The 24873-nt window shown below is 56.2% G+C and carries 26 protein-coding genes; 8 read left to right on the top strand and 18 right to left on the bottom strand.

The genetic code is table 11. From position 1 onward, the window contains the following. Positions 1–132 precede the first annotated feature (132 nt). From M0H32_RS22900 to M0H32_RS22860, 9 genes are all read right to left on the bottom strand, one after another. A complete protein-coding gene (locus M0H32_RS22900; protein ID WP_345779357.1) occupies positions 133–981 on the bottom strand; it encodes an MBL fold metallo-hydrolase in 849 nt (282 codons plus the stop codon). Between the two features lie 347 nt (positions 982–1328). Further along, positions 1329–1961, bottom strand: coding sequence for a glutathione S-transferase family protein (locus M0H32_RS22895; protein ID WP_248157947.1), 633 nt, complete (start codon positions 1959–1961; stop codon positions 1329–1331). 551 nt (positions 1962–2512) lie between these two features. Continuing rightward, positions 2513–2857, bottom strand: a complete 345-nt coding sequence (locus M0H32_RS22890; protein ID WP_248157946.1) for a DUF736 domain-containing protein — start codon at positions 2855–2857, stop codon at positions 2513–2515. Positions 2858–3313: 456 nt separating this feature from the next. Continuing rightward, the gene (locus tag M0H32_RS22885; protein WP_248157944.1) at positions 3314–4618 is read right to left on the bottom strand and encodes a Fic/DOC family protein; all 1305 of its coding nucleotides are present in this window, start codon (positions 4616–4618) and stop codon (positions 3314–3316) included. Next, entirely contained in the window at positions 4619–4906 is a 288-nt protein-coding gene (locus M0H32_RS22880; RefSeq protein ID WP_248157942.1) for a hypothetical protein, read from the bottom strand. Positions 4907–5006: 100 nt separating this feature from the next. Then, positions 5007–5300: a hypothetical protein gene (locus tag M0H32_RS22875; RefSeq protein WP_248157940.1), complete on the bottom strand. Its 294-nt coding sequence runs from the start codon at positions 5298–5300 to the stop codon at positions 5007–5009. Positions 5301–5329: 29 nt separating this feature from the next. Further along, a complete protein-coding gene (locus M0H32_RS22870) occupies positions 5330–5872 on the bottom strand; it encodes a hypothetical protein (RefSeq protein ID WP_248157938.1) in 543 nt (180 codons plus the stop codon). 594 nt (positions 5873–6466) lie between these two features. Next, complete coding sequence (locus tag M0H32_RS22865; protein WP_248157936.1) at positions 6467–8383, bottom strand: ParB/RepB/Spo0J family partition protein; 1917 nt, start codon at positions 8381–8383, stop codon at positions 6467–6469. Positions 8384–8468: 85 nt separating this feature from the next. After that, positions 8469–9332: a DUF932 domain-containing protein gene (locus tag M0H32_RS22860; RefSeq protein WP_248157935.1), complete on the bottom strand. Its 864-nt coding sequence runs from the start codon at positions 9330–9332 to the stop codon at positions 8469–8471. 544 nt (positions 9333–9876) lie between these two features. Here M0H32_RS22860 and M0H32_RS22855 point away from each other — a divergent pair. Continuing rightward, positions 9877–10329, top strand: a complete 453-nt coding sequence (locus M0H32_RS22855) for a Ros/MucR family transcriptional regulator (RefSeq protein ID WP_248157934.1) — start codon at positions 9877–9879, stop codon at positions 10327–10329. A 49-nt stretch (positions 10330–10378) separates the two neighbouring features. Here M0H32_RS22855 and M0H32_RS22850 read toward each other — a convergent pair whose 3' ends face one another. The 8 genes from M0H32_RS22850 to M0H32_RS22815 form a co-directional block, all read right to left on the bottom strand. Then, a complete protein-coding gene (locus M0H32_RS22850; protein WP_248157933.1) occupies positions 10379–11017 on the bottom strand; it encodes an HAD family hydrolase in 639 nt (212 codons plus the stop codon). A gap of 179 nt (positions 11018–11196) precedes the next feature. Further along, positions 11197–11400, bottom strand: coding sequence for a trans-acting factor B (locus tag M0H32_RS22845; RefSeq protein ID WP_228933632.1), 204 nt, complete (start codon positions 11398–11400; stop codon positions 11197–11199). 991 nt (positions 11401–12391) lie between these two features. Then, on the bottom strand, positions 12392–13237 hold the full coding sequence (locus M0H32_RS22840) for a methyltransferase (protein WP_248157926.1): 846 nt from the start codon (positions 13235–13237) through the stop codon (positions 12392–12394). A 17-nt stretch (positions 13238–13254) separates the two neighbouring features. After that, positions 13255–13695: a DUF3846 domain-containing protein gene (locus M0H32_RS22835; RefSeq protein ID WP_248157925.1), complete on the bottom strand. Its 441-nt coding sequence runs from the start codon at positions 13693–13695 to the stop codon at positions 13255–13257. Positions 13696–13709: 14 nt separating this feature from the next. After that, a complete protein-coding gene (locus M0H32_RS22830) occupies positions 13710–14021 on the bottom strand; it encodes a hypothetical protein (RefSeq protein WP_248157924.1) in 312 nt (103 codons plus the stop codon). A 300-nt stretch (positions 14022–14321) separates the two neighbouring features. After that, positions 14322–14783 carry a ubiquitination-like system serine protease family protein gene (locus M0H32_RS22825; RefSeq protein ID WP_248157923.1) on the bottom strand — a complete coding sequence of 154 codons (462 nt, stop codon included), beginning with the start codon at positions 14781–14783 and terminating at the stop codon, positions 14322–14324. Further along, on the bottom strand, positions 14780–15964 hold the full coding sequence (locus M0H32_RS22820; RefSeq protein ID WP_248157922.1) for a ThiF family adenylyltransferase: 1185 nt from the start codon (positions 15962–15964) through the stop codon (positions 14780–14782). Before M0H32_RS22820 ends, M0H32_RS22825 begins: the two co-directional genes overlap by 4 nt. Further along, positions 15939–16616: a multiubiquitin domain-containing protein gene (locus M0H32_RS22815; protein WP_248157921.1), complete on the bottom strand. Its 678-nt coding sequence runs from the start codon at positions 16614–16616 to the stop codon at positions 15939–15941. Before M0H32_RS22815 ends, M0H32_RS22820 begins: the two co-directional genes overlap by 26 nt. Positions 16617–16899: 283 nt before the next feature. Between M0H32_RS22815 and M0H32_RS22810 the strand changes: the two genes are divergently transcribed. The 7 genes from M0H32_RS22810 (at position 16900) to M0H32_RS29775 (ending at position 24378) form a co-directional block, all read left to right on the top strand. Continuing rightward, positions 16900–17265 (top strand): helix-turn-helix domain-containing protein, encoded by a 366-nt coding sequence (locus M0H32_RS22810; RefSeq protein WP_248157919.1) that lies wholly within the window; start codon positions 16900–16902, stop codon positions 17263–17265. Between the two features lie 213 nt (positions 17266–17478). Continuing rightward, on the top strand, positions 17479–18609 hold the full coding sequence (locus M0H32_RS22805; protein ID WP_248157917.1) for an AAA family ATPase: 1131 nt from the start codon (positions 17479–17481) through the stop codon (positions 18607–18609). Further along, the gene (locus tag M0H32_RS22800) at positions 18602–20824 is read left to right on the top strand and encodes a S8 family peptidase (protein WP_248157915.1); all 2223 of its coding nucleotides are present in this window, start codon (positions 18602–18604) and stop codon (positions 20822–20824) included. The genes M0H32_RS22805 and M0H32_RS22800 overlap by 8 nt, the downstream gene beginning before the upstream one ends. Positions 20825–21379: 555 nt before the next feature. Further along, on the top strand, positions 21380–22909 hold the full coding sequence (gene istA / locus M0H32_RS22795; RefSeq protein WP_248157914.1) for an IS21 family transposase: 1530 nt from the start codon (positions 21380–21382) through the stop codon (positions 22907–22909). Further along, positions 22899–23681, top strand: coding sequence for an IS21-like element helper ATPase IstB (gene istB / locus M0H32_RS22790; protein WP_248157913.1), 783 nt, complete (start codon positions 22899–22901; stop codon positions 23679–23681). The genes istA and istB overlap by 11 nt, the downstream gene beginning before the upstream one ends. A 71-nt stretch (positions 23682–23752) precedes the next feature. After that, positions 23753–24064, top strand: a complete 312-nt coding sequence (locus M0H32_RS22785) for a hypothetical protein (RefSeq protein WP_248157912.1) — start codon at positions 23753–23755, stop codon at positions 24062–24064. A gap of 134 nt (positions 24065–24198) precedes the next feature. Further along, positions 24199–24378: a transposase gene (locus tag M0H32_RS29775; protein ID WP_425607357.1), complete on the top strand. Its 180-nt coding sequence runs from the start codon at positions 24199–24201 to the stop codon at positions 24376–24378. A gap of 80 nt (positions 24379–24458) precedes the next feature. Here M0H32_RS29775 and M0H32_RS22780 read toward each other — a convergent pair whose 3' ends face one another. Continuing rightward, positions 24459–24872: a putative quinol monooxygenase gene (locus tag M0H32_RS22780; protein ID WP_248157911.1), complete on the bottom strand. Its 414-nt coding sequence runs from the start codon at positions 24870–24872 to the stop codon at positions 24459–24461. Between the last annotated feature and the right edge of the window lies 1 nt (position 24873).

Genomic DNA, 24873 nt, shown 5'->3' with positions numbered 1-24873 from the left:
CTGCACCATATCAGCAGGTGAACGGCAGCTCAGGGCCGGAAGCGACGCTAGCGAGTCGATGGGATACCGCAGCCCTGCCGCGCCGTCGCATGGCGGCTTCTAGCCGAAACATCTTTATGAAGCGCTGCTCGATCAAGTGCTACTCGGTTCGATCATTAGGCCATCATAGGCCGGCACGACATGAGCGTATCCGCGATCGACAAACCAGGATTTCAGGACTGAATAGTCCATCTTCTCATCCATGTGGGTGAGAAAAACCTGCCTTGGCTTGAACTGATCGACAAGCTTCAGGACTGTTTCGGGATCGCCATGCGACTCCGATGGCTCCCAATAGTCGCAATCCAGAATCCAGGTGTCGATATCCGCCAAACAATCCCAGCTCTGAACCGGAAAAGACTTCACGTCCGGACTATAGACAAAGTCAGCAATTCTTATTCCCAGGCTGTCCGATCCACCATGATGCTGCGAAAACGGGAGTATTTTCATGTCATTCGCTTCGACGGCTTCGTAGGCGCGAATGCGATGCCAAAAAATCTGATATTGATTGCTTTCCCCAAAACCGACAATGCTGGTGGAACCTTCTGTTTTTTCTTCAAAAAACAAATAGGGAAACATGCCACGAATGAAGGCCATACAAGTTTCATCGGTATAAACATTCAAGTCGCGCTTAAGGACTTCCTCCATATAGTAAGGAAGCTCTCCGATCCCTGCGATATGGTCCCAATGGCCGTGGGTGATCACAATGGTGTCGGGGATTACATTCGCCCTGGACGTTTGAAGCCGAAAATCCGGCCCGATGTCGATCATCAGGGATTGCTCATTCTGAGTAACCAGAACCGATGGCCGTGTTCTTCCGTTCTTGGGGTTGGCCGGATCACACAGGCCCCAGACACCCCCGGCCAAGGGAACGCCATATGTGGCGCCGCATCCTAATATAGTTATTGTCGTCAATGGATTTGCCTCTGGCGTATCGGACGTCACCGTCAGAGCGGAAGAACTCGGCCTCTAACTAGGCAACGTCTACGCGACTCCTGTCAACATCACTTAGTCAGTCGTGCCGGTATCTGGTTGCTAGCTGCCTTCGCAGGTGCAAAGAATGGCTGCTTTGACGGATTGCATCGCAGTGCCACACCAGCAGTCAAATGACTGGTTTGGGCCGTTTGTGACGACCAGGCACCAGCGATGGTCAGAATCGGGCTGCTGTACCGCGGCAAGTCCGCTTGGAGCCCAAATTGACTGATGCTGCGGAGTAAACTTATGTCTGTTTCGACGGATCGCACCATAGGGTTTGGAGGTTGCTTTCCGCTCCGCTCTACAATTCGGCTATGTTATTTTGCTGCCGTCATCAGCGCGTCGTCGATTTCCCGCGCGCGTGCCGCTGCTGGGCGCGCTGTCAGGCGTTCAGCATACTTTGCAAATCCTGGTCTGTCAGGCAAAGTGCCAAGCATCTTTCCCCAGAGAATTTGTGAGCCAACATAAATATCAGCGGCGCTGAATACCTCTCCGGTGACAAAATCCCGCCCATCCGACAGCATTGTTGCGAGCGCGTCTGCGACCGCTTCCAGCGAGCCATACCCGGAGCGCCCGCGCGCCTGTGGGTCATCGGGCAATTCAAAATTGAAATAGGAATTAGTGATCGCTGCCTCGCCGGGGCCTGCTGCGAAGAACATCCAACGCAAGTAGGCCGCGCTCTCAGGGGTGCCCGGTGCCGGAGCGAGACCGGCCTCAGGGAAGGCAGCAGCAAGGTAGGCACAGCAAGCGGCAGCTTCAGTTACTACGGCCTTTCCATGTTGCACAGCCGGCACTTTGCCCATGGGATTGATCTCCAGATAGTCTGGCGATTTCATAGATGGGCCGTAATCTAGCACCCGCGTCTCATATGGCTGTCCCAATTCTTCAAGCATCCAACGCACGATACGTCCACGTGACATGGGATTCGTGTAGAAGATAATCTCAGGCATTGGCACCGCCTCCCTACGTACCGCTTACTTCGCACTTTTCGGCTATCGTACCGATTTATTTCAAGAGGAAAACCGGGAGGAGTTAGTGGATCGAGACTAGCGTTTCTCTCATCATCTAAAACTGCCATCGGCACGCCCACAGTGAATTCTCGCTTTGCCCACGTTGCCGGCATCTGGCGGCCACACGTCTTCGCAAATGCAATGAATGACAGCTTCGGCGGACTGCATCACCGCAACGTATCAGCGAGTGAATGACCGGCTTGGGCCGAAACCTACCGAGAACTTGTTCTGCGTGAACGTCCACTTCTTTGACCTTTCGGGCGTAACCCGCCAGATCCCTCCCGGCCCCAACCACGTCATTCGGACAGTTGCACGGAAAGTGATCGTGGCCGGATGTTTGAGGTTACTTCGCAAATAACTCGAGCGAGGGATTGGGACGTTTGCAATCCGAGCCGCGGATAAATGCAATTCGCGACTGGTATGGCAGACGCCACATGCAGGGCGAAGCCCGGATAAAGGCGCCGCCATCCAACGGCCCGAAGGCCGGGGGATTAACCCCGGCGATCGCTGTTGAGAAAGTCGTTCGGGATGACGGCCTGAAGCATGTCGTCGTCCTGATCGGGATACCGGCCGAGGTTCGCGTAGAACTTGGAATGGCCGGTGTTAATGGTCAGCGAAAAGTACGGATCGCCATTGGCGTTGGTGCGCTCCCAGATGCCGCCGATATCGATGCGCCGGCCTGCAGGGCTCTTGGCAAAGAGCCGGAACTTCGGGGCTTTGTCGTTGCCGCTGTGCAGGGCTTCGCCGGTAACATCGACGTCGAAGGCCAGGGTGGCAATGTTGCCTGTCAGCTTGTCGCCGGCGAACTGGATGTAGTTGGTCAGGGTGTCGGTCATGTTCCGTTCCTCTTGTTCGAATTGCCGATGGACAAAAAGAACGGCCGCAAAAAGCGCAGGCCGCATCCCGAAGGGACCGCAACGCCAGTGCAGGACCGCAGGGCGGGAAGAATTTGGGTCGCGAGGAAGCCGGGAACCGGCAGGGAAATTCTTTACGCACAAGGTTGCGGACAAGCTCAAGGCCGTAGTGTCCATCCTCGGCATATTCGGATTTGATCAGAGGAACGGGCCTGGCCGGCCCACTGCCCTCTCCGCCATCTGTTTCGCCTGGCTAGCGGACAGGCCTGCCATTGCTTTGCTCGGCCGGCTTCGCTTGTTCTTGCGTTTCTCCGGGGATCGGATTGCAACCGTCCGTCATCCGCGCCTCGGCAATTTGGCAATATTTCAGAATGATCCTGAACAGCATATACGTCCAGACTGGCGAAGAGAAAATGATGATCCAAAAAAGTATTTCATTCATAGCCCATACCCGTCGTCCGAACGCCTGGGAGCCGCCCGCTCGCGCTCCGGAGCCTGGAGGCCTTCAAGCTTCTGTTTGTAAGCTTCCGCGCGTTCGGCAATCGCTTTATGCGCGTCCGTTCCAGCATTCGCCGCCTCGATGATCCGATCTAGATGCTGCCTCTTTTCAGAGAGCTGATCCGTTTTCGCCAACTTGGCCGATAATCCGTCCAACACAGCATCGACAGCCCAGGACGTCGGCTCCTTCATTACAAGGGAGGCATCTGTGACGTGCGCGAGCTCGCGCACCTTGGATCCCTCATTCTCGAAGAACCGAACGCTATCCACCTGTCCGGAGAGTTGCGACAAACCTTGCAGGGACTGTTTCATCCCCTCCCCCAGTCCTTCCTTGCCAACGAAATTCACGTGGATCTCAAATCCTGCCGCCTTGGCCTGGTCGACAAGGTCGCCAGTGCGATCGTCACTGAGGGCGCTGCTCACCGTCAGCGATTTGCCCGACTTGATTGCATTGAGCTGGTCGGCCGGATTTTTCACGAAATCCGAAGCCGATTCCAACTTGATTTCGCTGACCGCTTCGTCCCGGCCGGAGCCCTCCGGACCGGCTATTATCGTCAAGGTCGGCCGGTCATCCGGTTTGGAGAGGCCCTGTAAGGAGGAGAACACCTCTTGCCGGTCTGTGAGGCTGAGCGCTCCCTCCCGCACGAACGGTTTCAAATAGCTGTCCAATGAACCCGGATCGTTGATTTCGCTGGTCAGCGCCGCGAGGTAATCGGCCTTTGTGGTCTGGGACCAATCGATGTGGATCCCTGCCCGGGAGGCAAGCTCGCTGTGCACCGCCATAAGCGTCCGCCCGTTCCCATCCAGGAACGGATGGGCATAGGCCAGATGCCCCATAACCTCCCCTGGCGAAGATCGCATCTTTTCGGGGTTATTGCCGATCATGAGCGCATAATCGACGCCTCGCTCCGTGTGACTGGACGGCATGAAGGTCACGGGACCTTTCGTGACAATGCCTCCAAGATTGCGCTTGGAGGCATCGCCAGTCAGCTCGGCTTCTTCACGGGCAACATTAAATCGGTCCTTGCCTGCCCAGGGATAAATATCCTTGAACAGCGTCTCGTGGGTCTTGAGAACGTCCCGATAGGTGAGCGGCTTACCGGTTTGAAGGTTGGCAAGCGCCTCTTCTATATTCGAGACGACAGAACGATGTTCCAGCCGTTTGACGACATCAGGATCTGAAGCTCCGGCGAAATTGCGCAGATAGCCTTTTTCGGCATGATCGCCGAACGGATCAAACGCCATTTATTTGGAAGCCGTCTCGCTCAGATACCGCGCATGAAGCCGCGTCAAGTCTTTGCCGTCATAGAGGCGCAGCTTGCCAATATTGGCGATCGTTTGCTCGACCGGATCCAATTTGACATCGTCACCCGCAAGCCGGGCCATGTCATCGCAGAATTCGTCCAGCTTGGTCACGGCTGGCGTCACGCCATGCTCCGCCGCCAGGCCCTGGATAATGTCCAGCGCGGTTCGCGTCCGGTCGTTCCAGTCAACCGACAACTTCTGCTCTTTATGGCGCACAAATTCGAGCATGAAAGACCCTATCCAAAATCGAACTATATGATTGTTTTTATAGCATAAAATGAATTCAAAACCTAGTCTTGAGCCTGCAAAAACCAGCAGAAACCCTCATTTATTGCGGTTTTGAGTAGTCGGGAACAGGCGACCGGAAGACGGCATCGGCGCCGTAAATGCGCTGGAATTCCTCATAGTCCTCTTTCAATTGAAGAAACGCGTTTGCCCGCTCCTGCTCCAGGCAGCGCATATAGGTTTCCATCTCTTCCAGGTAGTCCTGGAATTCTTGACGGGCAAATTCGTAAAGAGGGTCGCTTTTGACCAAACGATAATCAATTGGCCGTTCCGGCAAATAGCAGACGGAATCCTGTGCCCGAAGCGGCACAGGTCCGATGCTGATACCTGCCAGCAAAAGCAGGACGGACAGGCGGGAAAGCCGCATTATCGTTCGATGACCGTGCCGTTCCCGGTGTTCACATAGTACCGCGGCGACGTAAACGCTTCAGCCGAACCAGGTTCAACAGTGACCTGCGTCATGAAATTGACGAAAGTCGCAGAACCCTTGCCCTCGTAGATCGTCACGTACTCGTCACCCTGACGGATCCTCCGCGAGCTTGAATAACAAAAGACCTCATTGCGGTGACTGTCACTGTCCCTCTCGTAGAAGAGCTGCTTTCCAGGCCCGCAAAGGTAGCTCTCTCTGCCGTGCAGAAAACGGGCGTCCGCTTTAACAGCTTCATACGCTCCGCCATCGTCATAGCTGCAGATACCGAACGGGCTCTTGCCCTTCTTGAGGCGATTGAACATGTAGGATTTCGCATCGCCGCACGTCGCAGGGAAACCGCCGGCTAGACACAGGATGACCTTGCAATCCATGTCATAATCCTGGGCTTGCGCCTGCACTGAAAGCGACGTGGCAGCAACAAAAGCACCAAAACCAGCAAGCAAAAAAATCGATCTCATCAAATAGACCTTTCTGAACAAACGGACCACCTCGCACCGTCACAAGCTGGTTGAATTTTTCATATAACACAATCTATTCGATTATGAATTGCAACAGCCGTTCAGATGGACGGCCATTCATAAAGTGAACAATCTACGGTCTTAAAACGTTGTCTTTCATCGCAGTTCTTGAGGCCGCACCGAACTGCAATGAAGCTCCCGCGTCTCTCCAAAGAGGCGCGGGAGCAATTCTGCCGACTATATCCAGACCACCGCGTGAAAACCGTGACACGTCCATAAAGCCGCCTACCGGACGGGAGGGGAGTTCCGAGGGGCGGGGCCGGAGGGGGCGCCCTTCGATCCGTTTTGCGGGCGTTCGATGCGCCAGGAAAACGGCCGGGCCGCACACACATGGGGAACCGAAGAAACACCCTGAGCAAAAGAAAAAGCCTGCAGGCTGAGAGCCTACAGGCCGAGTGTTTGTTTGCCACACCCAGATGGCAAACGCTGTGCACGAGTTTCTCTTGAGAGACGAAACCCACATGACCTTAATGCGCGAGTCGGCCTTAACGCAACGTAAATAGACATAAACGGAAGCCGGTCGCGGGGGAGAAGCCCACGACCGGCGACGGCTGATTACTCAGCCGCCTCGGGGAACCGATAGGCAGTGTCATCGTGCTGCGGCGCTGTGGGATTGCCGCAACGGATCGGTTCAGGCAACCAATCCTTATCTTTTAGGGCCTTTTGGGCGAACGCTACTCCCTCTGCTTTCTTCATGTTGGCTACACCATCGGCAAAGTCATCGCCGCAAGCCTCTGCTACCGCAGCTTGAATGCTGCTACGTTGCAGGTGCGAGAAATAGTTCTCGGCCGTCGGCTTGAAATAATTCCGCATGTCGATGCCAACGGCTGCGCCGATCTGGTTTGAATGGACGACCACCTTTTCCCGCGTAAACTTGCCCTCCACCGCATTGACGGAATGCGAAGCCGCCCATGCCAGCAGGTTCAAAAGCTGATCGCGGGTCTGGTCGATACACCAATCCCAAAGATCGGCCGGGTTGCCCGGAATGTGGCTTCCATGCTGCTCCGACAGGTTTTCCAGTTCTTCAAGGGCGGCGCATTGATCCGGCTGCTTCATCGAGCCTGCCAGATCGGTGTGCGTGATCGACAATTCCAAGGCGGACTGCTCATGGGCACTGTAACCGGTATAGACAAGGCGCAGCAGGAGAGCATGAACCACGCTGGCAAGGGCCACATCCGGATTGTTCGCCAGTTCAAGACGCAGTGCTGCGGTCTTCTGGGCGGTCAGGTCCTCCATCAGGATAGCGGAGTGTTTGAGAACGGGTGTCCCCTGCCCTGCTGGACCTTCTTCTTCGCTGCCCTTACCGGGTTCCCCCGCGCCTGCATCCTCAACCTGACAATCTTCCGGTTTGATCAAGCCGCGCTCGATGCGCAGCATTCCATTGTGGTTCAGGCAGATAAGCACACCGGCAGTCTCGATGTCCTCCGGAGCGTAGGTTTCCCGCTCCACGATCAATTCAAGCGCGGTGATTTTTTCGCCGAGGTCGTTCAGCTCGGTTTCGGCTTCTTCCGTTTCGTCGCAAAGCTCCAACTCGTGATACCGCTGTTCCAGCGTTTCCAGTTCCTCGGCCTGTTCCTCGGTCAACTCCCCGTGCTCGGGATAGCGCCGGTCATAATCCTGCAGGGCCTGCCAGTCGATTTCCGGAACGATTTCGACCCATTTCCACCCCTCGGCCCTGATCGCCTCGGCGTCTGCGTCCAGTTTGTTGGCAACCAGTTTTTCGACCAATGCGATATCCATGGCATAGCCGCCACTGCGGTCATCAAAGAGATCGCGTTTGACGGCACCGCCTGCAGCCTCATAGGCTTCCAGTCCGCCGATGAACCGCAGCCGCTTGGCGGTTCCCCTGAGGCCTGCTCCGGCCAAGGCTTCCTTGATGGCGCTGGCATAGCGGCCATAGGTCGGCAGCGCATTCCAGACCCGAAGCTGTTCCTCGTGATCGTCAGTGATCGTGAAGGCAGACAATTGGTCGAAGCTCATCTCTTCCTTGCGATAGAGGTCCAGCAAGTCCGGCGCGACCCGCCCGAGTGCCAGACGCTTTCTGACGATGGTCTCTGTGGTTCCAAATTTAGCGGCAATGTCCGCGATAGACTGGCCGGTCTGGGCTAGAGCTGAATATGCTTCCAGCTCATCAGCCGGGTTCATAGCCTCACGCATGACGTTTTCGGCAAGGCTGAGTTCCAAGGCTTCGTCCTTGCTGATCACCTTCACTGGCACGGGATGATCGGCGTTGAACTTGTCATTCTCGGCCAGATAGAGCGCGGCGCGGTACCGGCGACCGCCTGCGGAGACATAAAAGCGCCCGTTGCCCCTGGCTTTGCGGACCAAAAGGTTTTGCAGGATGCCTTGGGCGGCAAGGCTGCCTGCCAGTTCTTCGATACTGCTCTGGCTATAGGTCTTGCGCACGTTCAGCGGGTCGATTTCCAACTTGTTGAGCGGCACGAAAATGATGTCTGCAGAGTTGGTGGTCATTTGGATAACTCCGGTTGCCGTGATCGGCCTGATTTCGATGAAAGGTGAGGATGGGAAGCGGAGTGATCCCGCTCCCGGTTCTGGCTTAGGCTGCAGCGGAGAAACCCTTGAGTTCGGCCATTTTCTCGGTGAGAACCCAAAGCGCCTTGTTGAGCTTGATGTCCTGATCGATGCCGTTGACGGCGCGGGTGCGGCTCTGGCGGCGGCGTCCATTCGCTTCACGGCTGACGGCTCGAATGCCGCCCCGGATCATGTTTTCCTGCGTGACGTTGAACGTGGTCCAAAGGTCTTTGCCGGTATCGCCACGGCGGCGCGGATCGAGAAGCTGTTGCGGCTTCACAGGCGTGTTGGTTTCGCCTTCCGCGTCTCCAAACCGCAGAACATGCGCGGCCTCGGCAAAGGCGTGGCGCTCGTCGGTGTTGAGGTTGAGCATTGACCAGTCAGCCGGAGCGATCAGGGCCTTTTCGGCTTCCTTCATCACCCGGTAGGTTCCCTCGATCACCTTTTGCCCAACGTCTCCGCTGTGGCGCACCTTCACGCTGTCGAGGGTCGATGTCTGGGAGACCAGCGAATTGAGGCAGCAGACGCGGAACAATCCGGCCATCAGGTCATAGGCGGATGTGCCGTCATTGGCGTTTTTCAGCAGGATTTCGCAAACCGTATCGCCGACGCTGTATTTGCGGTCATCGTCCAGACGGCGAAGCCTGATCAGATGCTTGGTGAAGTCGGATTTGGTTTCGTCGCGAGTTCTCGCCTGTTTGGCTCCAACCGGCATGAAACCCTCTTCCATCAGTCCCCGCAGGATGTCGATGGTCGGGATCGGCTGAAAGCGGTCTGAGCGGCTTTCGTGGGCTGACGTTGCGAAGATCGAAGGGGCCAAGCGCCGCAGCTCGTCTTCGCTGAGGGCGCGGCCATGATCGAATCTGGCGGTGTGCGCATAAACTGTCATTTGGGTTTTCTCCTTTTTCCCAATCCGCGAAGCCGGTTCTGCACCGAAGGGCAGGAGCTCGGCTCCTGCTCCTGAGACCTCGGCGGCGAGAGCGAAGGGGAGAGGGACAAGGGTAAAATCAGGAGGGGCATCTCCCACCGGAACGGCGGGGCAGCGGGGCTGCGGTCACGCGGGTCCGCTGCCCAAGTCCTGCACAAACGGAATGCGCCGGCGCAGCCGGTTCATGAAGTGCGGAAGGATGGGGAGACCTGATTTTGGCCTTGTGGGAGAGGGGATGCCGCGCGGCCCCTCTCCTGCTGACAAGTAATGACGCCCGCCTGCAGGGCGGCCTATTTGGGGATGGCAAGCGGAGTGCGCAGGGCGAAGCCCGGAGGCGGGAGGATCGTCACCGGACGGCCGAGACGGACGCTTGCGGCCGGCTCGGGGAGCGAAGCGACTAGAGCCGTGCCCATCGGGTCCCGCGTGAACCTATTTACTTGGCTGTATAACGCGCCTAAAAACGGCTCAGAACTTACGTTTATGTCATTTCCGAAAAGGAATTCTTATGTCCGCAATTCCGCAGTCCGACGTTTCTCTTGGACCAGATTTTGTTGATCTAACGGCGGACATCGTTTCGGCCTATGTGAGCAACAATACGGTTGCCTCGAGTGATCTCCCCGCGCTGATCTCGAGCGTTCATTCGGCCCTTTCCTCCACGGCTCAAAACGCTTCAGAACCTGCCATCGAAGAGCTGAAACCTGCGGTGCCGATCAAGAAATCCGTGACGGACCAGCACATTATCTGCCTGGAAGACGGCAAGAAGTTCAAATCGCTCAAGCGGCATCTACGGACACACTTCGGTATGACTCCGGAGGAATACCGCACAAAATGGAATTTGCCTGCGGATTATCCGATGGTCGCCCCGGGCTATGCAGCCGCCCGATCCGAGCTTGCGAAGAAGATGGGCCTGGGCCAGAACGGCGCACGGAAGGCAAGGAAGCCCCGTTCCAAAACTTGAGGATCCTGACGGTGTCTGTCTTACCGGTTTCGGATGCGATGGCGTTGCCCTACGCAATTGCGACGAGCTCTTGAATCCTCGATATCTCGTGATCTGGTGACATTGACCGTATGTGCTCAAAGTCATGAAACAGGCTGTTGTGTTCGGGTGCAAACCAGCAAGTTTGGCAGCCACTGGACTTTCCGGCTTGGATATCAACGTGCGAGTCGCCAATGATCAAAGTTTCGGATGCTGTGGCTCCAACACGTTGAAGAGTGGCTTTAAACGGCAGAGGGCTCGGTTTGTGGCCAAACCCATCGTCTCCGGCAACGATAGAGTCGAAGAAGTGTGCTAGATCGTGAGCGCCCAGGGCACGATCCAATAGATGCCGCGGGCTAGACGTCACCAAAGTCAGTGTTATTCCCTTGTTTTTCAGAGATTTGACAGTTTCCGTCGCCCCCTCGTAGAGCTCCACTGTCGGCAAGCCGTCAAAAACATAGCTTCGTGTTTCCTCCGCGACAGTTGGAAACTCCAAATCCGGATGTCTGGCCGGTACCTCGGGATGGTTATGGAAAAACTCTTTGGCGATGAACTTTGGATCAAACCTGTGGCCTCTGCTTCCAAAGGCGGCCTGGAAACCCTGAAGCCAGAGATCTAACGTTTTGGCCAGCGTTCCATCCCAGTCAAAAATTACGCTCTCAATGCTCACTTTTAGCCCTGTCTTTGGAACCTGATGCGAACACAGATACAGGCGTTGATCGGCAAGACAAGCAACTTGTGATCATCCGATTTATCCGCTGCGTCCAATCGAGACCTCTCCTCGTCACCCGCTGTCCTCCGTGAAGCATGAAAAACCCCGCATCCCGGAAGGGATGCGGGGTTGCTGTTTCAGCCGGTTTTGGCGGACTTTGTGTTGTCGTTATCGGACTGCAGTTTGACGCTGTATCCGAAGCGGATGCTGACAAAGGGCGGCAGGCCGATTGCGACGCTGATGCTGAACTGGCCGTTGGAGCGGCCTTTCTTCAGGAGCTTGCCGAAATAGGCAAAGACGTTGCGGCTGGTACGTTTCAGGTAAGAGAAGATCTTTTTCATGCGGGTCTCCGTTTTGTTGATTTCGATTGGGTAGCGAAGCCGATCGTCGCGGCGACCGGGGGCAATCCGCACCGCTTGCGGCCGTAACGGAGTGAAGGACCCGAAGGGTTGAGGATTGACGGCAGCCGCGTAAATTCGCTTGAGCGACCATCGAAATTTTCAACAAACGAGACCTTGGAAAGTCTTCTCCTGGGAACGGACCATCCTCGGTGATCGCAGCCAGGCGAGCTGCTGAAGAAAGGACGTGGGGCCTAGAGACTGCCGCTCTGATCGCCGTCCTTCGTCAGCTTCCGCGTAGACCGCTCCATGCCGATCCGGAAGCCGACACAAAGTCCGTCAAGACCGGCTGACACTGTGAACCGGCTGCGGGGCGGTTTTCATGCATGGGAGGAGAGTATTGAGGGGCGGGGCCGGAAGGGGGCGCCCCTTGATCCGTTTATTGGCGCTCGATGCGCCGGGAAACGGCCGGGGCTTTGCGATTTTGGAGAAATGGCCTATATTGAGATCCGGAGCGGCGCGGCGGGTTTCCCCGCCGCACCTTTTCCTAGCTTATGAATTGGACCCGGATGCGCACTTGCCAGTAGCTCCGGGTCTTTTTCACGTCTAGGGAAATACTAATGGGTATGAACCACATTGGTACTTCCTCCGGTTGGGGCAAAGGCCGTCTGCCTCGGCCGGGCTGGCTAATCCGGCCCGGTCGCGCCGCTGGCCCGGCGCTGCTGCTTCTCACCCCAAAACTGAATCAGTCTTCCTCTTTGTAGAGCTGCAAAACTCTCGGGTTCGTTAACTGGTCCCGGGTTGCTTCGAACCTGTAGCCATCCCAATCCGGCCAGGACTCCCAACCGGTAGGCGTTGCCCTTCCATACCAGACCCGAACGATAACGCGATTGTCTCCCCATTCATCGACGATGGAAACTGTGTGCGTTCCACCGAGCCCGGAATCAATGTCATAAACTTTGACTTTTCGGATCTGAGCCATTGTTCCTTCCCCTCACAGCAAGGCGAGCTGTTCAGCGGGGCGATGAGGGACGGCCGGAACCGGCAGGGCGCTTAGGCGCTCTTGCACCCGCCCGTGACGGGCGCGATCCTGGGCAAAGTCATAGCAGGCGATTTCGCAGATGATCGAGGTATCCTTCCAATCGTCCCTGTACATCGAGGTGTCGACGCCCGCACCTTCATGCATACAGAACCCTGACAACTTCTGATATTCAGCCGCAGGACCGGTTTCAACCCGCTGAAAGCATTGCGCGCCGGAATATCGGAAGGCGGCGGACGCTTGCGGGACGATGAATGCGCCCCGATTGGCCAGTTCGGCCGCGATGTCGATCACGTGAAACTCAAACTGGCGGCCACGATAACGCGGCCCGTTACCGGCGCGCTTCACAGCACCGAACGGCGGATTGGACACGGCCACGTCAAAGCGCTCTCCACCAAGCTCCCTTTGCCAGTCCCGCCAGTCAAAGACATCGGCGCAGATCCATCGGGCCTCCGGCAACAGCTTTCTGCCAACCTCGACATATCGGGGATTGAGTTCAACGCATGTCAGGTCCGGGCAATTGTTGGCCCATTTCGCGCGGTGGTGAAGGAAGTAGGACAGGATTCCGATCCCCGCGCACAGATCAATCACGCGGCTGCCAGCGCCCCCGGCATCGATGGAGAAGTCTGCCGCAAGGCCCCAGGGCGTAAAGAACGCCCCGGATGACCCGTTGATGTGGTTCGCGCCTTCGTGCCAGTTCTGGAACACGAAGTCTTTTTCGTCTTCTGTGAGACGGTCTTTCGTAAGGATCGCCTCGGCTTCTGCATGTGCCTTGCGCTGCGGTTTGCTGAGTTTCGCCATAGCTCAAAACTCCCCGTCTACAACGATGATCGGCGCGCTTTTTTCCATCCGGATTTTGAAACCCGACAGCCGAACCCGATGAGGTCAGGGCCTTCGAGAGTGGTCATTTCCGTATCCATGACAGGGCGATAGACGGTGAGCAGCGCCGCGATCTCCTCGACGGTCATGCGCGGCTCGGCAATGTCGCCAGTTTCGCCCCTGCCGACAATGACGAAGTTTCCGGCAAGGGGATTGGGGAATTTCTTGAGCTGAGCGATGGTATGCAGGCCGTCTGTAAGGCCGTTATCATCGAGAAAGATTTCGTGATGGTCATCGATGCGGACGACATCGAACAGACCGCATTTGATGCGCCGTTTGATCTCATCGATGTAGCTTTTCTTGTTGAGCGAGATATCTGCGATAGCCCCGCTGAAACTGTCGTAGAAAAACGCGGTGACGGTGACGGACGTGCTGGTCACGGTGTCCCCTTCCCTCAGCCTGCGAACGCGAGGCACAGGCCGAAAAGGCCGGAGAGGAACAAGCCCAGACTGATAATTTCTGCGGTGATTTTGACGATTGTCATTTGGGTTTTCTCCTTTTCCCAATCCGCGAAGCGGGGTCTGCCCACGAAGGGCAGGAGCCCGGCTCCTGCTCCTGAGACCTCGGCGGCGAGAGCGAAGGGGAGAGGGACAAGGGGAAAATCAGGAGGGGTATCGCCCACCGGGACGGCCAGGTGCGGGTTCGCGGCCACGCGGATACGTGCCTGGTCCTGCACAAACGGAATGTGCCGGCGAAGCCGGTTCATGCAGCGCGGAAGGATGGGGAGACCTGATTTTGCCCTTGTGGGAGAGGGGAAGCCGCGCGGCCCCTCTCCTGCCCTAACGGGTATGACCGCGCCGGCGGACCGTTCCAGGACAAGCGGAGCGCGCAGGACCGATGTCCGGAGGCAAGAGGGATCGTGACCGGAAGGCGGAGACGGCCGCTCGCAGCTGGCTCCGTGAGCGAAGCGAAAAGAGCCCGGTCCAACAGGATTGCAATCACAAATTAACGTTGGAACGGATCCGCAGTAAAGAAACCGGCGCAGTGTTTTCAGCGAAGCATCGTGTCAGCGTCGGAACTGTGTCACAAACTCCTTCATGCGCCGGATAAAACCGGCAAGGCCATGCGATTTTAAGTTCGGAGCAGGTGTCTCGACGGGTTTGTGTGTGTTTGCGGCCTGAGTGCCGTGCCACGAAGATCTGCGCTTTGCATCACGAATACGACCGGCAGAGATTTGTTCGTCAGACCAGTTTTCAGCCCATTCGATCCGATTGCAGGTAATCAAGTAATGTGACCGGCACGGAAATCCCCAATTGCCCACAGACGGCCGCATCGTGATCGATTTGCCGTCGAAGGTCAGACGCCAATCGGTAGGATGAAGAGGAAGAACGACTTTTTCGCCGCATCCGCACGCGCACCGGTGTGCTGTCGTCGTGTATTCGACGGAGATGTAGAGCACACCAGGTTCAAGAACTTTTGGGATGAACTCGACAAATTGCGGCACGAGTTTTTCGATGCTGCCTGTCATGCGGCCTCGCGGATAAACTGCCGTGTCTCGACCTGGTAAAGCCAAACAGGTCCACCGAAATCAGCGTAGAAGCCCCGAAAACCCTTCCAAAGCTGAACCGCCATATTGGCATTCAGGCTGTTCAGATCGGAGATTTGGATGTTGTTTTGGTAGATGAGATCGTTCCCACCAGGGTCGATCGGTATGTGTGCGCGGACTTGGTCGCGGTTTTCATTGGTGCTCAGGACCGCCCGCAAGGTTCCGCCGATGCCATTGCTGCCTTTGTGAAGGCCCATGCCGACGTCCACGAACGGGACACGGCGACGTTCGAGCTCAGCAATGATGAGTGCTTTTTCCGGGCAGGGATCAATTGAAACAAAGGCAAACGAAATGCCATCGAGCAGATGGAACCTGTCCGGCGTGAGGTAAACCGCGTGCGGAATGATGTTTCGTTTCATCGAACCGTAGCGGGTGGCGTAGTAATCGACCTTGTATGGGGGAGGTTGCAACTCGGATCGGATCGGCGCGCCCGGTGCACGGAACGTGTTGAAAGGATAGAGCCGATCGCCGTCAATCAGGCGAGCTTCCCGCACAGGTGTTTTAGCGACATGATCGAGGATGTAGCTTCCCGTTCCGCCCAATCCGATGAAGGCGACAACCTCATCCTTGAAGATTGCAGTCAAGTCGACCGTCCCGGCTCGTGCAGACGCGCTATCGGGAAAGACGAAGGGATCGTCTTCGGATTCGCTGACAGGAAGCGCTCCAACACGAGCCGTGGCGGATTGGTCAACGGCGTGAACCTCGCCGAGGATCAGGTTTTCATAGGTGACGACTTTCTCATAAAAGCTTTCATAAGCACGTGGACCATTGGGACCGCGCAGCTTGTTTGAGAAGCCGTGTTGAAACGTAAGAGACCCGAGCATTCGGCAACGCGGGCTCGTCAGGCCGAGCGACGCCAACGGATTTCCATACCGGTCGTGGGGCATCCCGCCTGAAAAGGACATGACATGATCACTCGGCGGCAGCGTAGAATCGTCAGTCGCATCCAAAGGACAAGCAAACACCCCACGCAGGATACGCCCATCCTTGTCGAGATAAGGAATCTCGTCGACGACAAGGAGACCGGATTCGATCCGGATGGCGTAGCCAGCCTTTGCGAGGCGCTGAAGGTCCTCGCTACGATTTATCAGTTGCTGAGACATTGAAGACCATCCCTTCCACGATGCGAACTTTATCCCCGTCCAGAAGCACGCCTTCGGACCGTCGTTTAGGACCCCGGGTGAACGAGACTGTGAAACAAATCAGTTCCCGGCCGAAGAGTTTGGGGAAAGCGAGTTTGGCGAGCTCAGAAAACGACAGGCGGCCCTTGTCGACCGAGATGACCTCGCCATTCAAAACAATGTCGACACTCTGGTCGCGCGGAGCGCCAGAACGAAAACGCTCCACACCTTCTTTGCGCAACGAGAGAATCTCGTCGTCGTCAATCGGACGTTCACGTCCGGAATCGAAGAAGAGGTCTTCATCGTCCAATATTCCGCCGATGATGCGCAGCTCTGCCGCTGAGATGGACTTGTCGCCCCACACAATTTCGCGCTCGTTCAAGACAGCCCGAAACATCCGGTCACCTTTGAAGGTACGGAACTTGGGCGGCTGCGAACCGGTGATCTCAAAGGCTTCATCAAGACCGATGATCTGAGTTCCCAGACCGGCGAAAACGATTGTCGTGAAAGCAGATGCCGGACGGCAGCCCGCAATGGCAAGAATGTCCCGTCCAGTGAGTACGGGATCATCGCATTCATAGTTCTGATCGTTGACGATCAAACGGTAGTGATGTGCTTGTGCGGCCTGAGCCATGGTTTTCTCCGTTAGCTGTTTGCAAAAGGCAGCACTTGTCGAAACAGGCGCATTCTTCAAGTTCAGCAAGACCGCTCTTGATGACCAAAAACTCGCGGCGCTGTTCGCGATCGTCGGACCTGGGTCTGACATTTCGCATCTGTCGACGGCTTCATCGCCGCCTTGTTCGCTATATAGAGAGTGCTTGCTTGCTATGTCAAGCAAATAATTAGCGCGCTTGACATAGCAAGCAAAAAGTCTTAGGATTCGGCGGTTTTCAGACTGATCTCGAGGAGTCCTTGGATTGAAATCATCCGAACAAGATTCAGGTCGCCGTTCGCTCGGTCAATACTTGGCGTCCATCCGTCAGGATCGGAAATTGACGTTGCGCGATGTTGAAGAGGCCACCGGAAAAGAGGTCTCTAACGCCTATCTTTCACAAATTGAGAATGACAAGATCAAGAAGCCGTCACCCAATATTTTACTCGTTTTATCAACGACTTATGACATTAGTTACGAACAATTGATGGAAATGGCCGGGTATTCCACTTCTTCGGGGAAAGCAAATCCTGGCCGGCGGAAGGTTCCCACATTTGCCGAACACAACCTGACTGCCGAAGAAGAAGGAAAACTGTTGGAATACCTCCAGTTCCTTAGAAGCAGGAAGTAACAGCCCCGCACCGGTAGAGCATCCAATCAGGGCCTCCGGGCGACCTTGCGTTCGAGGACACCTGACACCCGCCGCGATCCTATTGTCCACGATATTACTTCTTTTTTACAGTGCCTTAGCACATTGACGGGCTATTTTACACTTCTTCAATTGTTTTAGTCCACATGGTGCGATACGATTTTTGCAAACACAGCACGGGAGCACACATGGGTCATGGCAAAATTGGGCAACGTTGAAGGAGATATCGTACATCTTGCGCGGGTCGCGCTGGCTGGCCGCAACCAGGATGTGCAGCTGCTGCTGCATCGCCTGGCAAAAGCATATCGTGACACATCTCCGCAACTCGCCGCCAAGGTGACTGAATTGCTTCGCGAAGCACCCACGCGATCTTCACCGCTGCGCCGGAAAAGCGAGACCGCGTTGCCTGTTGATGTCGACACAAGATTTCAGCTCCTGCGGGTCGAAGACAATCCGATCCTCGAGCACGAACCGGTTTTTTCCGACCAAATCGCCGTAAAACTGGAGCGTCTGGTTGGTGAGCGACGGCATATTGATGCATTACTCCAGCAGAGCCTGCACCCCACCAAATCCGCGCTCTTTGTTGGCCCCCCGGGTGTCGGGAAAACGATGGCGGCGCGCTGGATAGCACGGTCCCTGGAACGGCCGTTGCTTATACTCGATCTCGCAGCTGTTATGAGCAGTTACCTCGGTCGCACCGGAACGAATCTCAGACATGTGCTTGAATATGCAAAATCTCTCGATTGCGTATTGCTTCTTGACGAACTTGATGCGGTCGCCAAACGGCGCGATGACAAAAGCGAGATTGGCGAGTTGAAGCGCCTTGTCACCGTTTTGATTCAGGAGATCGATGATTGGCCTTCGACCGGACTGCTCCTTGCGGCGACCAATCATTCGGAACTACTGGATCCGGCCATTTGGCGTCGTTTTGAACTGGTCGCGGATTTCCCATTGCCCGACGAGCAAGCGATCGAAGCTTTTACTCAACACCTGCTTACCCACAAAAGCAAGGATCCGACCAAATGGGCACGGATCATGAGCGTTGCCTTTAAAGGGCATTCTTTCAGCGACATCGAACGCGACATCCTTTCGGCAAGGCGCGCGGCGGCAATTAATGGTGGGGTTGTCGATGATCACCTGACCGGGCTCTTTCGGGGCCAGGGTCTATCCAAGACAGATCGCATCAACCTTGCCGAGATCTTGGTGGAAACTGGAACAACTTCCCAACGCACAGCGCATGATTTGACCGGTGTTTCGCGTGACACAATCCGCAAGCGGGTCTCTGGAACGAAGACGCCCAAAAGAAGACTGGTGAAGAATGAATAATCGGAACTATCTGCTCGGCCGAGGCGAACGCCTGGCTGAAAATGTCATCGTCAAGTCCGGTGCTCCCGACAAGCATGCGCCCTACAGTTTTTACGAAGCGCGGGAGCGCTTAAGACCGATGCTGCAAACAACGGTAGCCGCGGTTGATGCATTGCCTGACGCAGCTTGTCCCGATGATCAGGCCGTTGTGTCCCTCACGCTCAATCCGGAGTACATTGCCAAATCGTATTTTCCGGTCGAACTCCTGAAGAACGCGGGGCTGGAGGCGATAGGCAGCAAGCCTCGCCGGATCACACCGGAGAAAAAATCAAAGGGGCGGGAACCCGAGCCGGCCGTCACGACCGAGCTCTTTGTTATGGGAACCCGTCAGGCTTTCCGATCCTGGCAAAGCAGCCTGCCCACTCTGGCACAAGGGACCCGACAGGCGGAGGACCTCGTTACAATCGAGGAGATCACCGCTCCCTCCCCCTCAGATAAGATTAAGGGTGTGCTGCCACCGGACGGGATCGCCACCTTTGAGGTTGTTCTCCACGCAAACCAGCATTTGGGCGAAAGCCGGCGACTGCACCAGTTTCGTCAGTATCTGAATGAGATCGGTATCGATGCCGAATTTGAACAACGCTTCTATGCTGGTGGCCTCTGCTTTGTCGGGCTGGAGGCTCCAATTGAATTGGCCGAGACAATCTCAACATTTACCGCTGTACGGGCACTGCGCGAGATGCCGCGATTGCGCATGCTGCGGCCAACGGTTCGAACAACTGCCGCGCCGGCCGAGCAACTGCAATATCCCACCGATGAGGCAATCGACCCGGAGCTGAAAGTTGCAATATTCGATGGCGGTCTTCCCGACAATCATGCGGTGACAGCTTGGGCCACGCCAATCGATGCAACCGGTGTCGGCGGTGGCCATGATGACTTCACAAAACACGGTCTTGGCGTGACATCTGCCTTTTTGTTTGGGCATCTTCGGCCCGGAGAGCAGGCACCGCGCCCTTACGCGAATGTGGATCACTATCGTGTTCTCGACACTGAGCCGGGCCAGAATCCCAAGGAGATGTATGAGGTTCTGTGGCGAGTGGACCAGGTCCTGAACAGCCAGCATTACGACTTCGTGAATCTCAGCATCGGACCGGAACTGCCCATTGAAGACGATGAGCTCGATGCATGGACGGCCATTCTTGATGAACGCTTTTCCGGCCCCGACACACTGGCTACAATTGCCGCTGGCAACGGAGGAGATCGCGATGCAATACTCGGGTATGACCGTGTTCAGGTCCCAGCGGATTGCGTGAATGCGATTGCCGTTGGTGCTTGTGATCGCACTGGTAAGAATTGGAACCGTGCAAGTTATAGCTCGGTAGGCCCTGGACGCAGTCCAGGCTTGATCAAACCTGACCTTGTGGGATTTGGCGGTTCCCTCGAAAGGCCGTTCTTGGTGGCGTCTCACAAGGATGAAACCGTTTTGGAGGCCACTGGCGGTACGTCATTTGCCGCTCCCGCCTTGCTGCGTCTTGGAGCGGGAATCAAGGCGCATCTAGGTGCCAACGTCAACCTTCTGACAACCCGCACTTTGATGGTGCATACCGCTGAACGGGGCGATCGCGATCTGCGCGAAGTTGGTTGGGGTCGAGCTCAACAGAGCCTCGATGATATTCTGACCGTGCCTGATGATTCTGTTCGTGTGCTTTACCAAGGCGAGATCTCGCCAGGGAAGTTTTTGCGTCTGCCCGTGCCGTTGCCCGACGGTGTCATCGAAGGGATGGTCGAAGTCACGGCCACTTTGTGCTTCAAATCGCAAACTGACCCGCATCATCCGAGCAATTATACCCGCTCTGGCTTAATCCCGACTTTCCGGCCGCATGATGGAAAGTACAAAGCTGAAACCCAGAAACACCCGAATCCAAAGTCGTTCTTCTCCGATCCTACGGAGACCGTAGAAGAGGAGGAAGTACGACGTGATGCCTGGAAATGGGAGAACTGCCTCCACCGATCGCGGCGGTTTCGTGGCTCATCTTTTAGCAACCCTTGCTTTGACGTCCATTACAACGCACGGATGGAAAGCCGGAATGCGTCGGCCGGTCGGCCCCTTCCCTACTCAATGGTTGTGACAGTACGGGCAAAGAAGGTAGATGACTTTTACAACCAGGTTGTTCGCAAATACGCCACTATGCTTGAAGTCTTCCGCCCCGTCATCGACATCCCTGTACAAACCTAAGCAGGTCTGTTCTTGTGACCTTCGCTCCCGGCATCAGCCAGCACATACAAAAGGGCCGAAATCGCCACCACAACCAGCGTCGATTAATGACAGCTAATAACGTTCGGAGCACGTTTGAGACAGTCAGCTGGCCCATTTGAGCCGTTGTTGGACAGAGCAATACGCAGTCAGGCGCAACTGTTGAAAGCCAACAAGAACCGAAAAGCTGTTCGCGTCGCTCGACAATTTCTCGAAAACTTATTTATTTTCAATTTCTTATAAAATTCGCGTAGTAGCAATTATGGAGTATTTTGACTGTGTGGTCGAATTACAGCAATGCCCAAACCCGCAACAACCGTTTTTGCAAGCCAGGCGGGTTTGAGTCCGCAAAAATTAGTTCAATTGGACGAACAACTACTCGAAGTGGAATTTCGCCGCTCAGTAGAACGTCCTGTGGGGTTCCTGTTGATTTTCACCGAGAACTGACCCGGTAAGGCCCGATTTTTTCACTGAGAACTGACCCATGTTTAAACCCACCCCTGCGTGATTTCGGCGGGGGAATACGGAGTGATAGACATGGCGTTGTTGAGCGTTATCAGACGCTGGCATTTTCGTGATCAGATTTCGATCCGGGCGATCTCCCGGCGCACCGGATTGTCCCGGAACACAGTGCGCAAGTATCTGCGAGCGGATACGGTTGAACCCGCGTTCCAGGTTCCCGAGAGGCCCAGCAAACTCGATGCCTTTGCCGACAAGCTGTCGGCCTGGTTGCGCGCGGAGGCCACCAAATCGCGCAAGCAGAAACGGACGATCAAGCAGTTGCACGCCGATCTGGTGAGCCTCGGCTATGATGGCTCCTATGGCCGGGTGGCCGCTTTTGCGCGTGACTGGAAAGCGGACCGGCAGCGCGAACAGCAGACCAGCGGCCGCGGGACCTTCGTGCCGCTGGCGTTCGAGCCCGGTGAAGCCTTCCAGTTCGACTGGTCCGAAGACTGGGCGATCATCGGCGGCGAGCGGACCAAGTTGCAGGTCGCCCACTTCAAGCTCAGTTACTGCCGGGCCTTCGTCGTCCGCGCCTATCTCCTGCAAACCCACGAGATGCTGTTCGACGCCCACAACCATGCCTTCCGGGTTCTGGGCGGCGTTCCCCGTCGCGGGATCTATGACAACATGAAGACCGCTGTCGACAAGGTCGGGCGCGGTAAGGACCGCCAGGTCAATGCTCGCTTCTCGGCCCTGGTCAGCCATTATCTCTTCGAAGCCGAGTTCTGTAATCCGGCTTCCGGATGGGAGAAGGGACAGGTCGAGAAGAACGTCAGGGATGCGCGGCACAGGCTGTGGCAGCCCATGCCCCGTGTGGCTAGCCTTGAGGAATTGAACGACTGGCTGGAAAGCCGCTGCAAGGACCTCTGGAAGACTATTGCGCACGGAACGCAACCAGGAACGATCGCAGATATCTGGGCAGAAGAAGTTCCGAAGCTCATGCAGGTCGGGCGTCTCTTCGACGGCTTTGTCGAATATGCCAAGCGGGTCTCGCCAACCTGCCTGGTTCACTTTGAACGTAACCGCTACAGCGTGCCGGCATCGTTTGCCAACCGTCCCGTCAGCTTGAGGATCTATCCGGACAGGATCGTCGTGGTCGCGGAAGGTTTAAGCATCTGCGAACATCACAGGATCATCAACCGCTCCCATGACCGGCCCGGCAGGACGGTCTATGACTGGCGGCATTATCTGGCCGTCATCCAGCGCAAGCCGGGAGCTCTGCGCAATGGCGCGCCCTTCGCCGAATTGCCTGAGGCCTTCAGGACCTTGCAACGGCATCTGCTCAAGAAACCCGGCGGGGACAGGGAAATGGCCGAGATCCTGGCCCTCGTGCTTCATCATGACGAGCAGGCTGTCCTGACAGCAGTCAAGACGGCTCTGGAGGCAGGCGTTCCGACAAAGACGCATGTCCTCAACCTGCTGCACCGGCTGACGGACGGAAAACCGCTGACCCCTCCGGCCATCCGGGCGCCACAGGCGCTAACGCTCAGCCAGGAACCGAAGGCCAATGTCGAACGCTATGACGCTCTGCGCAAACTGAAGGAGGCCCGCCATGCGTCATGATCCAGCCAGCGCCGCCGTCGTCATCATGCTCAAGAGCCTCAAGATGCACGGCATGGCCCAAGCTGTCGGCGACCTCACCGAACAGGGCTCTCCCGCCTTCGAGGCTGCCATCCCGATCCTGTCCCAGTTACTCAAGGCCGAGACGGCGGAGCGGGAGGTCAGGTCCGTGGCCTATCAACTCAAGGCGGCACGCTTTCCAGCCTACAGGGACCTGAACGGCTTCGACTTTGCCAGCAGCGAAGTCAACGAGGCACTCGTGCGCCAGCTTCACCGCTGCGAGTTTATCGAGCAGGCTCACAACGCCGTCTTCCTCGGCGGCCCCGGAACCGGGAAGACCCATCTAGCAACAACCCTCGGCATCCAGGCCATCGAACATCACCGCAAGCGTGTCCGCTTCTTCTCCACCGTCGAACTCGTCAATGCGCTGGAACAGGAGAAAGCCCAGGGCAAGGCAGGGCAGATCGCCAACCGGCTTGTCCATTCCGACCTCGTCATCCTCGACGAGCTAGGATACCTGCCGTTCAGCGCGTCCGGCGGCGCTCTGCTCTTCCATCTCCTGAGCAAGCTCTATGAGCGCACCAGCGTCATCATCACCACCAACCTGAGCTTCTCGGAATGGGCTGCCGTCTGCGGCGATGCCAAAATGACCACCGCGCTGCTCGACCGGCTCACCCACCACTGCCATATCCTTGAAACCGGAAATGAAAGCTTCCGCTTCAAAAACAGCACCGCAAATCAGGCCGACAACGAAAGGAGGAAACCAAAATCTTGACCACGGCGTAACTGCCGTTCCATACACAAAAGGCGGGTCAATTCTCGGTGGAAATACCGGGTCAGTTCTCGGTGAAAATCAACAGACCGTCTGTTTCTCGAGGCACTGCATTATTTCACGCTTCACAACATCTCCTGGCGCGCTTTGCCCGAGCGGTTCGGCAACTGGAACAGCGTCAGGAAACGCTTCGACCGTCTTGGCAAGGCAGGTGTGTTCGAGGACTATTTTCCATTCTGGCCGGGCTTGATGAAGGGGCACACCTGATTGCCATGTTCGACAGCACCGTCATTCGCGCCCATGTTTCTGCGGCAGGCGCCAAAGGGGGCAGGAAGGTCAAGCGCTCGGGCGTTCGCGCGGCGGGTTCGGCACCAAAATCCATCTGAAAAAGGATCGGAACGGCCTGCCGCTTGGCTTTGAGCTGACCGGTGGTGAAGCCTCTGACAGCAACGCCAATCGCGAAGCTGCGCGAAAGGCCGGGGCTGTCCTGGTCATTCCATAAAAATCAAACCGGCGCGAGATTCCCAGGCACTTCGCCAAAGCGCTCTACCGTGGCCGCGCACGCATCGAACAAATGATGGGGAAGCTCAAACGCTTTAAACGCGTCGACCTTCGTTGCGAGAAAACCGCCAGAAACTTCCGGTCCATCGTCGCAATCGCCGCGGCCTTCATCTTGATCAAATCCGTCCACACGGCCTAGACTGTCAGCTGGCTTGCGATGCGCTGGCACTCGACAGGTATAAGCTTAGTGACGTGAATCGTTATTCGAATATCGAGTCTTTATCTCTTTAAATAGAATCCAGCGATCACAGGAGCGAAAGTAAGTTTCGTACTGTTTAATTTGCGGCGCCAATCGTTTTTTTCTTCATCTGACCAACTGGTGTAGAGTACTAGCTCTGTAGGTGCGGCCAAAATGCCGCTGTTGAGTTTTGCAACGTGTTCTATGACAGCAGGATTGTCTAAATGGGTTCTGAGCGCATTGCTGTCAGAAAAGACTTCAAGCCAGCGGTATGTGACCAATTCTGGTGACTTGTTCATTTTGGTGAGCGCGTGGACAAGCATTCCCGGTTCGCTTTCCTTGACCAAATTATCGATAAAAAGCGCGGCGGCTTCGTATTTATCGCAGTGATCAGGATGCACGTGCTCGAAAGCTTCCATCACTAGAATATTGGAACTATTGTCGCTTTGGTTCACT

Origin of the sequence: Roseibium sediminicola, from assembly GCF_023156505.1 — a bacterium.
In the GTDB taxonomy this organism is placed as follows: domain Bacteria; phylum Pseudomonadota; class Alphaproteobacteria; order Rhizobiales; family Stappiaceae; genus Roseibium; species Roseibium sediminicola.
Note: the sequence above shows the minus strand (reverse complement) of the source record. Positions and strands in the feature narration are given on the sequence as shown.